Consider the following 10,065-nt stretch of genomic DNA (forward strand, 5'->3'; position numbering starts at 1 on the left):
TAGACGAGATTTGAAACATTATGTGAGTTGTGAATCAGGATACTTTCTCCCATGTATAACCACCCCTAGCGTTATTATATAACGCTAGGCTCTACGCCGCAAGCGGCGGGGAAATGCCCAAAAGCTCGAACGTGACATTTAGTCACCTTCTTACTTATTATATTTTTCGTAAAACTTTTCTTTCATCTTACATGAATGATCTTAGAAGAGTCATAGATCTTTCTTATAGCTATAATAGGTTCTTATTACTTTAAGTCCTACTCTTTCATAATATCTGCGTCCATTTTCATCTGTAGTCATAAAAAACATTCGATAAATTCCTCTTTTTCTCATCTCAAGCATAGAACACTCCAGTAAGACCGTCCCAATCCTTAGATTGCGCACCTTTTTAGAAATCCCAATAGGTCCGAATCGCATTTCATTATCATCAATCGCTCGATTAGCACAACCACAAATCGTACCATTAGGAGCAAGCACAATCATGATACGTTCATGAGCTTTAGATTTTCTCATAGCTTCTAATGCATTATACTTCCAACCGCCACCAAATTCAGTTTTTAAAAATTCCAACAGTTCCAAAGAATAGCTATAATCAAACACCTTGAATTGAAAGCCGAAATCTTCAAAATTTTTTTTTCTTTCCTTACTCTTTTCTGACAAATCAAAAAAATGTAAATTCATACCCATAGAATAATGTTTTTCAAAACTATTATATCCATTTTTTTCAAAAAAACTGGTAGCCTCAGGATAATTATCAATATCTAAGCCACTGAAAAAATAATGTGGAGAATTAGCTCCAAGAATGATGGTTTTTGCTCCTTTTTCTTTTATTTTTTGCTCAATATTTTCTAAAAGCCTTTTCGCAATTCCATGATGACGATATTCTTTTTTTACAAATATAGAGGCAATCCATCCCTTTTCGCTCTCTAACCCTTTATCTAAGTATGGATACTGACGTTTATATCCGTAAATAAATCCAACGACTTTATCTATATCGATTGCAACAAGACACAATTCATTATTAAAATTTTCATCAAAAATAATAAACTGCCGAAATTTCTCTGTTGTTATAAGATCAAATTGACAGCATTCATTCCAAAGGTTGATGACTTCTCTCTCCATCTTTCTTTGGTCATATTTAACTATTTCTATAAAATGACTATTCATATATATCCCTAATATTAAGTATTTGCCCTGCTTTTTTTAACTCATCCCTAAGAACAGTTATTTCTATTTCTTTTTCTTCAGCATAAATTGTCGCTGCGATACCTGCCGCCTCACCACTAACAGCACAAGCCGGTATAGCTCTTGTTACATCCCACATTTCATCATCGGTTTTTATGCAACGTCCTGCGGCAAACACATTTTTAAGTTTAGGATCATATAAAGCTGAAAATGGCATTTCATAAATATATCCTCTCCGCCGCCAATCCGCTACTACACCAATACTGTCTTGAACATATGGATCATCATCATTCAAGATCATTTTATCTTCTCCATCCAAGCATCTTGTCATACGCATATTTGCCATCATAGGAATTGCAACAACTTCAAATGATGAATCATTTTTAATTTCATTTGTAAATTCCGTCAGACTTTCATGATGTGCTGCTTTAATAAAATGATTTAATGAATCGTAATCACCTCCGACAAATCGATCTTTAACAATTACTTCTCCAGTTGTTCTTTCAATATATTCTGTTTTTTCAACCGTTCCAAATTTTTTTAATTCCAATTTGCCATCTCTAATATAGTAATACCAGTTGGCAAGAATATTTCCTTTTTCATAATTTCTTGTTTTGATATCAGCTAAATTAAAAATTTTTGCATCACCAGTAGCATCAACAAATGAATTAGCTTTTATCTCTTTAATATCATCAACAGTATCGATGTGAATTGACTCAATTATGTCATCTTTTCTTGTAACCTTGAACATATAAGCATCGTACAGTATATCTACACCATTTGTTTTCAAAAGCTCCTCCATTTCTAATGCAAAATAATATGGATTAAACTGTGTTTCAAACCGAATTTCAGCTTTTTCTTCAAAACTTCCTCCCTCCAGCCATGGCTGAGGGTATTTTCTTTGACAGCCATTTTTAATTGATAAACGCAACAACTCCTCAGATATACCAAAAGAAACCTGATGTCCTTTGCCATCACAAATCGGCAAATAAATAGTAATAAGTCCTGAAGTTGCTAGTCCTCCCAAAATACACTGTTTTTCTATTAAGACAACTTTTTTCCCCTTTCGTGCAGAAGCAAGAGCAGCAGCAACTCCTGCTACTCCTCCTCCGACTACCACTACATCATATTTAAGTCTATTTTTCATATACACTAGTTTTCAATCGCCTTTCTAACCCATCCATTAGCTTTGGCCAGTTTTTCTTTAGCTTCATCTAAATCTACATGTAACAAAACCATAACAATTGCTTCTTTACAGTGATTATTTGATTTTTTTAATGCAACATCAGCAGTCTGCCAATCACAATCAGTTGCCGACATAACTATTTGGTGACATCTTTCAACTAATTTTTCATTTGTCGCCATCACATCAACCATAAGATTCTTATAAACTTTTCCCATTCCTACCATCGTGGCAGTTGATAGCATATTGATTATAACTTTTTGGCAAGTACCAGATTTTAATCGTGTTGATCCAGTTAAGATTTCCGGTCCAGCACTAACTTCAATCGGATAATCAACCATCTTTCCAATCTCTGTATTTAAATTACAGCATACACAGGCTGTTTTTGCTCCCAGCGACTTAGCATATTCAATACCACCTATCACATATGGTGTACGTCCTGAGGCTGCCACACCAACAAATAAATCTTTACTTGTAAAATCATTCTTTTTCAGATCTTCAACACAAAGTTCTTTTTTATCTTCTGCTCCTTCTACTGCCTTAACAATAGCCCCATATCCTCCTGCTATCAGTCCAATAAATTCATTTGTGCAGCTAAATGTTGGTCCGCATTCCACTGCATCAATAATTCCTGTTCGGCCTGATGTACCTGCTCCTGCATAGATGATTCGTCCTCCATTTGAAAGTGTTTCAATCATTGCACTTACTACTTTTTCAATCTGTGGTAAAGCTTTTTTGACACCTGCTACAACATTTAAATCTTCTTCATTCATAATTTTGATAATGTCCATCGTTGACAAAGTATCCAAATCTTTTGTCTTTTCATTTCTTTGCTCTGTACCTAAATTTTTAATTTCTACCATTGTGAAACCTCCTTTTTACATTTCGTGATTTTTTATATATGTGGTAGTTAACTCAATATTATTGAGTATCTTATTTGCTAATGCCTTTTTTTTAAAATTTCTTTTCATATCGCTTAATCGATTCCCTAGTGTATCGTGACTATAAACATTTTCCTCAAAATATGTAACATATGTTCTTTCACCATCACTTGTAAAATCATAGTAATACAGGCACTTTGTTTCATTAGTTTCATATTTTACCTGAAAATATTTATCTATGATAAGTGGACCGACCGTAAATTTAATAGAAATTTTTTTATCTTTTAAGCTAAGAGAGTGGCAATAAGAATATCCATCCATTAAATCTTTTAGATTAACTGTTTTACCGGTAGCCTTTTTTATATCTTTTATAACTCCATTGCATAAGTGTCTAAAATACAATGACGACGTTACATCTATTTCTGCTGTTACTTTCATCCTTGACACTCCTTAAAACAATAAGTAATTTTCTCTTTATATCTCCATAATTTAACCAAATCTTCTTGTTTCTTTACTCTTGCGACTACATTTGATCCATCCTCTTTTTTACGATTTCTTAAGTTTACTTGTAATTCACCTGAATATCTTTTATTTAAACGATTTACTATAATAATATCGCCTAAATGCATATCATAAATATTATTTGGATCAATTGACCTTGCCATCTCAGCCATTTGTCTTGAAGTAACAGATCTTAAAAGATCAAATGGTGAATCGTATCGAAATACATGATCAGATAAAACAATTTCTTTTTCAACATTACTTGTGCCTTCATAAAATTCTATTTCAATATCTTCAATGTCATGCAGTTTCACATTAATTTTTTTTAGCGTCATATCAACAATTTCTAATTCCTCATCGCTTAACCATTCGTCAGCTAGCATAAAAGCATTTATTTCATAATTCAGTAATAAATCAGACAAAATGTAATCTAAACTTTTAAAACGATGGTTTTCAATTGTACATAATCCTTTCTTTAATGGCTGCCGAGGCGACGAATAGGAAGGAACACAATAATAAACGGGTATATTCATCTTTTTAAAAATTGTATCCTGTTTTATAGAATGAATAGGATCAATGCCAGTATTTTCTAATATATAGTAATTGTGACATGCTCTTATTTGAATTTTACTATCTATATTTTTCAACATTTCGATAACCTGCTTGGCTTCTTTAGGATCATAAATTGATGCGTTAACAACATATCCTTTAAATTTAATCGAATTATATAGATTTTTAGCATCGTCGTCATTAAAACCATAGTCTAAGCGAATATAGTCTATTTTAAGGTTGCTTAATACATTGATTATTTCGTCATTATTCAAAATATCTTTTATGAAATGACCTCCTATATCAACGGTTAATTCTAAATTTGCACCTTTTGTTTCACACGCTATTATTTTTAATGCTTCTATCTGCTCTTTTAAACTATATTCCGGAAGATGTATAGTTGTAAACACTTCATTAAATCCATATCTTTTTATTCTTTTTACATAATCAGCAACTTTGTATATATACGTATTATCTATAATTTCTGGATAGATTGCTGCCGATTTAAGCACTTTTGTTCACCTCTATTTCTGCTACTTTTTCCATAGCGGTCGTCATTTCTCCAAATTTTAGTTCTCTTATTTTCTCTCCATTTAGAAAAACTATTGCTGTTGATGCATTTCCAGTAAGTCTAATTAATTTTTTATAATTTGTTTTGATTAGTATATCACCTTTCTTTACATGATCATTTGCTTTAACATATATTTTGTTCATATCCTTAATCTTATATGAATCTATCCCTATATGTATCATTAAAGATACTCCATTATCACCCAGTAAGCAAATTGCATGACCTGTAGGATAGATCGAACTAACAACAGCGTCAAATGGTGCAACAATCTCATTGGCACTTAGATTTACTCCTAAACCATCTCCCATAGCCTTTGACGCTATTATTTCATCAGGGAAATCTTCAATTCTTATAACTTCTCCTTTACAAGGAGATAATAAATCAATTATTTTCATTGCTCTCTCCATTTTCCTTATTCTTAATTAGTGAAAATAACACTAATTAAGAAATACTCACTACTTTCTATTTTATATCTATAGAAAATATATAGATTCATATATGCACTACAGATTTATTAAATAATTTAAGCTTTCTATTAAAACATCTTTATCATTTCTTACACTAATGTGCTGGCAAATCTTTTTTACTTCATCTTTTGCATTTTCAGGACAAATAGCTATATCTGCTATCTCTAACATCGAAATATCATTATAGAAATCACCAATACAAACTAGCTTTTTTGTTTTAAGATTAGGATAAGATCTTATAACTGTTTTAATTCCTTCTCCTTTACTAGAATTTTTATTAAACAATTCTAAATAAATATCAGCACTCCTTGATGCACTCAAGTTATTCAAAATTTGAGATTTATCAAGTTCTTTGATTATACTTGATATACTATCTTTATCTGATAAAATAGCGAATTTCAATAGATCAACATTCAAATATTCTTCATAAGACATCGTTGGTCTAATATAATCAATGATTCTTTTATCTCTTTCGTCATTTAAGATAATTTTATTTGACTTATCCGTCATTGCTGTCAAAAAGAGATTAGGTCTTTCTTTTACAAATTGATAAATTCTAATTTTATCTTCTTTTTTTACATAAGATAAGGATAAATAATCATCCCTATCTTTATCCCATACTGATGCTCCATTAGCTTCAATATAAGGTAAATTGATCTCTAACCCTTTAAATAACATATCGATTGATTTGTGACCGCGTCCACTAGCAACTCCAAAATGCCCGCCACCTAAAATAAAATTTCTCACTGCATTAATATTATTATCAGAAATAATACTCACATTATCAACTACTGTTGCAATAGTACCATCAATATCAGTATATATCATCAATTCATCGTATTTCATCAGACATTCCTTATAGTACCTGTCAAATCGTTTTTTGCTATCGTAAAATCGAGATTATCCAAAACTACTTTTGTATTTCTAAGAAGTGGTTGTTCTTTTGGATTTGAATTTTCGTTATAATTTTGAACGCATAGTATGATACTTGAACCCAAAAACGCAGAATAAATACGATGCAATTTCCCATATTGACCCATACAGCAGTGAAAATATGGTACACTCAACATTTTCTTTAATTCTATCGTAGTTTTATTGACTTCTAAAAGTTCTTCTTCTGATCCTGCTGTAACTGCAATCTTAACAAGATCTGCTCCTCGATTTTGTAAACTTAAACAGTGTTTTAGCGTATCCTCTTTGTTTAAGAAACAAAATGTATGACTTGAAAGCATGACTTTAACATTGTTTTGATGAAATTGTTCAATCAGTTCTTTTTGTCTTTTTATTGTCTTTTCATCTATGGCAAGCTCATTTTTACTGGGACTATATATATCTCCCACAATATCAACAATATTAGCACCAGCTTTTGTAGCAATTAGTTGTTCTTTTACTATTTCATCATCGCTTTTATTGGGTTTATGAACACTACGATAATTGACAGATATAATTTGCCTATCTCCCACATAATTAAAAATTCTTTTCAGATCATCAACATTGATGTAACAATCTGCTAATTTTTCAAGATGAATCATAAATGCTTCAGCTCCATCATAAATGGCATTTCGAATCACATTGATCGTTGATTCAGGATCTTTTTCTCTAAGTGAGCAAGTTAATAAAAAATCTTTTCTATTTGGCATGTTTTATTCCTCCGCAACTTCTACCTCCATCAATCAGATAATTCGATCCAGTAATAAAACCAGCTTTATCAGAAGTTAAATATAAGATCAGATCAGCAATTTCTTGAACTTCAGCTGCGCGATTTAGTGGTGTTGGCATTTTACTCATTTCTGGTCTTGTCAGAACCGGTCCAGGTGTAACCATACAACAACGAATACCATAGTTTGCTCCTAAAAGTGCCAATGATTTAGTTAGACCTACTAACCCTGATTTTGCACTGCTGTAATCAACTGCAGTTGAACTTCCTGTTTCTCCACTTATTGAGCCAATATTGATAATAACACCACTTTTCTGCTTTATCATTTGATTGATACATGCTCTAGCCATATATACTGGTCCTCTTAAATTTACATCAATTCCCCAATTTATAGCTTCGATAGATAGTTTCTCAAATGATACATTTTCATTCAAAACTCTTGCTGATGATCCGCCAGCACAATTTACTACTATATCAATCCTATTACTTTTTTCCAATACATCTACAATTGATTTTTTGATATTTTCAAAGTTTCTTACATCAACTTTATGAGCATAATATTTATCGCTATTCTTAGCGTTAGTAATATCAAAGCCATGTACAATTGCACCTTTGTCGATATATTCTTTTGAAAGTGTCTTACCTATACCAGAATTTGAACCTGAAATAACTACAATTTTATCCTTAAACATCATAAATCTTAACCTCAAATTTAATATACAAGGTCCACTTAAATGGACCTTGTCAAACAGCATAATTAATTACTACTTAATCTCTGAATTCATCCAAAGCACTTTCTTTTGCACCGACAACAAATGTAAATGCAAAACCAGCAATAACAGAAACCGCATAAGCTAAATAATAAGCTAGTGGATTTGTATTAACAAGACCACCTAATACTCCTGATACATTGATCGTAACAGCTCCCTGACCCGGGAATAATCCTAATACAATACCACCGACAAACGCTCCAGCACACGCTAACAGGAATACTCTTCCAAGTGGTAAAGAAACACCATAGATTAAAGGTTCACCAATACCTAATATACCAGCTGGTAATCCACCAATACATGCATCTTTCAAATTCTGTTCCTTTTTATATTTCAATAGTAAAGCTAGTGCAGCACCTACCTGACCTCCACCTGCCAACGAACAGCAAGAATAAATTGGAGTGTATCCCAAAGTTTCAATAAACGTCGTATGAACTGGTGAAAGACCATGATGCATTCCTGTCATAACAAGTGGCAAGAAGCAAGCAGCAATAATACCATAAGCTAGTGGTCCTGCAACATCGATCAGCCATAAGAACAAGTTTGTAACCGAATCCGAAATAACACCGGCAACTGGCTGAATTGCATAAATAGTTAACAACCCTACTACAACAATTGATACCAAAGGCGGAATATGTATCTTTAGAGCATCAGGAACGACTTTACGTACTTTCTTTTCTATATAAGCAATAAGTACACCAGCCAACAGAGCCGCTAAAGTTCCTCCTCGACCATTAACAATCGAAACACCAAAAAGTCCAGTAGTACCAGCCAAACCACCAAGATTGATAATAATACCACCTGCTACCAATCCTAAATACGGATTTCCTCCAGCTACTTTAGCTGCTGACATTGCTACAGCAATGTTCAGATACGTAAAGAAAGTATTGGCTAAAACATTAAGTGCCAACATAAATGTAGATGTGTCAGGATTGAAAATTGCCATTTCAGGATTTAAATTCCAGATTGCTTTGAAGATATTCATTATACCAAATATCAAACCTGCACCAGCAAATACTGGGATCAGCGGAGTGAATACCTTAGCAAAAAATTGAAAAATACCTGTAGCAGATTTTTTCGTCATCACTGCTTCACCAGCATTGACACTAAATTTGATTCCCGGAATGTTTTTAATTTCATTGCTGACAGTATCAGCTACACCCGGTCCAAGAACGATCTGAGGTTCGTTATCTGTTCCGGCAACTCGTAATACTTCTTTAATAGAAGTAAGAGCTTCCTTGTTAACTTTGGAACCATCTCTGACTACCGTCCTTAATCTCGTCATACAGTTTTCAACTGCCGCAACATTTTCAACGCCACCTAATCCTTCAATAATTCTTGTGGCTAATGATTTTTCACTCATGTCCTATCCTCCTTTCAACCTCCTAAAAGATAATGAATGAAAAATGTAAACGGACATATCATAAAATTACGAATGTAAACGTTTACTTTTTATATACCCATTATATAAATTTCTAAAGAGGTAGAAAATAGGTCAAATGATATTCTGTTTAACAATTTCGAAACTGCATTTTTTTACGATATTGAGAAGGTGACACTCCTACATTTTTCTTAAAAGAACGTGAAAAACTATAAATATCCAGAAATCCACAAGCATCTGAAACCTCTTTAATAGATAGATTTTCTTCATTTATTATTAATTCTTTTGCTTTTTTTATTCTCATATCATTTATATAACTAAGTGGTGATTTCCCATATTTTTCTTTGAACATCTTTCGAAAATATACTTCTGAAATATTTGATTCCTGGGCGATGTTTTTTACACTTAACTTATCACTAAAAAGATTTTTCTCTAAATATTTTTCTGATTTTTCAATAACAATAAAACGCTTTTTATTATAACCCCGATCATTTACATGAGCGATGATATCATATAAAAAGCTCAAATTTACCAAATCATTCTTTTCAGAACCAAAATAATTTTTTTGCATTCTTAAAAAAACATTACAATAATATTCCGTTACACCCTCACCTATAATAAATTCATGCATATCATCAAAATGACCTGCAAATAATTCAAAATCAATGATGAAAGTTCTTGAATCTTCTATAACAAAAATATCATAATCCGAGTTCTTTGGTGCGAGTATTACCTCATTATTCGTACATACACAATCATATTCGCCTGTTCTGCCATGCATTCTAAAACAAATATTACCACGTTCGCAGAAAATCAGTCCATAATGAATCCTATTACGGATATTTTTCTTTGTTCCTGTCTTATACTCTTTAACTTGTAATCTAGAAACATCTTTCAATCTTAAATTCTCTAAAATCTCC

11 protein-coding genes are annotated in these 10,065 nt (G+C 32.2%); all 11 read right to left on the reverse strand.

Annotated elements, in window-relative coordinates; genetic code table 11:
• Window positions 1-210: 210 nt before the first annotated feature.
• Window positions 211-1,167 carry a GNAT family N-acetyltransferase gene (locus tag Q0K35_RS09385; protein WP_294562531.1) on the reverse strand — a complete coding sequence of 319 codons (957 nt, stop codon included), beginning with the start codon at window positions 1,165-1,167 and terminating at the stop codon, window positions 211-213.
• Complete coding sequence (locus Q0K35_RS09390; RefSeq protein WP_294562533.1) at window positions 1,160-2,332, reverse strand: FAD-dependent oxidoreductase; 1,173 nt, start codon at window positions 2,330-2,332, stop codon at window positions 1,160-1,162. Before Q0K35_RS09390 ends, Q0K35_RS09385 begins: the two co-directional genes overlap by 8 nt.
• A gap of 5 nt (window positions 2,333-2,337) precedes the next feature.
• Window positions 2,338-3,231 carry an N-acetylmuramic acid 6-phosphate etherase gene (gene murQ / locus Q0K35_RS09395; protein ID WP_294562535.1) on the reverse strand — a complete coding sequence of 298 codons (894 nt, stop codon included), beginning with the start codon at window positions 3,229-3,231 and terminating at the stop codon, window positions 2,338-2,340.
• A 15-nt stretch (window positions 3,232-3,246) separates the two neighbouring features.
• On the reverse strand, window positions 3,247-3,687 hold the full coding sequence (locus Q0K35_RS09400; protein WP_294562536.1) for a DUF3284 domain-containing protein: 441 nt from the start codon (window positions 3,685-3,687) through the stop codon (window positions 3,247-3,249).
• Window positions 3,684-4,811: a MupG family TIM beta-alpha barrel fold protein gene (locus Q0K35_RS09405; protein WP_294562538.1), complete on the reverse strand. Its 1,128-nt coding sequence runs from the start codon at window positions 4,809-4,811 to the stop codon at window positions 3,684-3,686. Before Q0K35_RS09405 ends, Q0K35_RS09400 begins: the two co-directional genes overlap by 4 nt.
• Entirely contained in the window at window positions 4,804-5,265 is a 462-nt protein-coding gene (locus Q0K35_RS09410; RefSeq protein ID WP_294562539.1) for a PTS glucose transporter subunit IIA, read from the reverse strand. The genes Q0K35_RS09405 and Q0K35_RS09410 overlap by 8 nt, the downstream gene beginning before the upstream one ends.
• Window positions 5,266-5,373: 108 nt before the next feature.
• Window positions 5,374-6,183, reverse strand: a complete 810-nt coding sequence (locus tag Q0K35_RS09415; RefSeq protein ID WP_294562542.1) for an HAD family hydrolase — start codon at window positions 6,181-6,183, stop codon at window positions 5,374-5,376.
• On the reverse strand, window positions 6,183-6,977 hold the full coding sequence (locus tag Q0K35_RS09420) for a type I 3-dehydroquinate dehydratase (protein ID WP_294562544.1): 795 nt from the start codon (window positions 6,975-6,977) through the stop codon (window positions 6,183-6,185). The genes Q0K35_RS09415 and Q0K35_RS09420 overlap by 1 nt, the downstream gene beginning before the upstream one ends.
• Window positions 6,967-7,689 carry an SDR family oxidoreductase gene (locus Q0K35_RS09425; protein WP_294562545.1) on the reverse strand — a complete coding sequence of 241 codons (723 nt, stop codon included), beginning with the start codon at window positions 7,687-7,689 and terminating at the stop codon, window positions 6,967-6,969. Before Q0K35_RS09425 ends, Q0K35_RS09420 begins: the two co-directional genes overlap by 11 nt.
• A gap of 73 nt (window positions 7,690-7,762) precedes the next feature.
• The gene (locus Q0K35_RS09430; RefSeq protein ID WP_294562546.1) at window positions 7,763-9,127 is read right to left on the reverse strand and encodes a PTS transporter subunit EIIC; all 1,365 of its coding nucleotides are present in this window, start codon (window positions 9,125-9,127) and stop codon (window positions 7,763-7,765) included.
• 148 nt (window positions 9,128-9,275) lie between these two features.
• On the reverse strand, window positions 9,276-10,065 hold a 790-nt coding region (locus Q0K35_RS09435), incomplete at its 5' end, for an AraC family transcriptional regulator (RefSeq protein ID WP_294562547.1).

This window comes from uncultured Traorella sp. (genome assembly GCF_944327115.1).
Lineage (GTDB): Bacteria > Bacillota_I > Bacilli_A > Erysipelotrichales > Erysipelotrichaceae > Traorella.

Excerpts from the sequence above, each read along its gene's own strand:
- Q0K35_RS09410 (WP_294562539.1), bottom strand. The coding sequence starts at position 5,265 with ATGAAAATAATTGATTTATTATCTCCTTGTAAAGGAGAAGTTATAAGA.
- Q0K35_RS09385 (WP_294562531.1), bottom strand. The coding sequence starts at position 1,167 with ATGAATAGTCATTTTATAGAAATAGTTAAATATGACCAAAGAAAGATG.
- Q0K35_RS09420 (WP_294562544.1), bottom strand. The coding sequence starts at position 6,977 with ATGCCAAATAGAAAAGATTTTTTATTAACTTGCTCACTTAGAGAAAAA.
- Q0K35_RS09400 (WP_294562536.1), bottom strand. The coding sequence starts at position 3,687 with ATGAAAGTAACAGCAGAAATAGATGTAACGTCGTCATTGTATTTTAGA.
- murQ (WP_294562535.1), bottom strand. The coding sequence starts at position 3,231 with ATGGTAGAAATTAAAAATTTAGGTACAGAGCAAAGAAATGAAAAGACA.
- Q0K35_RS09430 (WP_294562546.1), bottom strand. The coding sequence starts at position 9,127 with ATGAGTGAAAAATCATTAGCCACAAGAATTATTGAAGGATTAGGTGGC.
- Q0K35_RS09425 (WP_294562545.1), bottom strand. The coding sequence starts at position 7,689 with ATGATGTTTAAGGATAAAATTGTAGTTATTTCAGGTTCAAATTCTGGT.
- Q0K35_RS09390 (WP_294562533.1), bottom strand. The coding sequence starts at position 2,332 with ATGAAAAATAGACTTAAATATGATGTAGTGGTAGTCGGAGGAGGAGTA.
- Q0K35_RS09415 (WP_294562542.1), bottom strand. The coding sequence starts at position 6,183 with ATGAAATACGATGAATTGATGATATATACTGATATTGATGGTACTATT.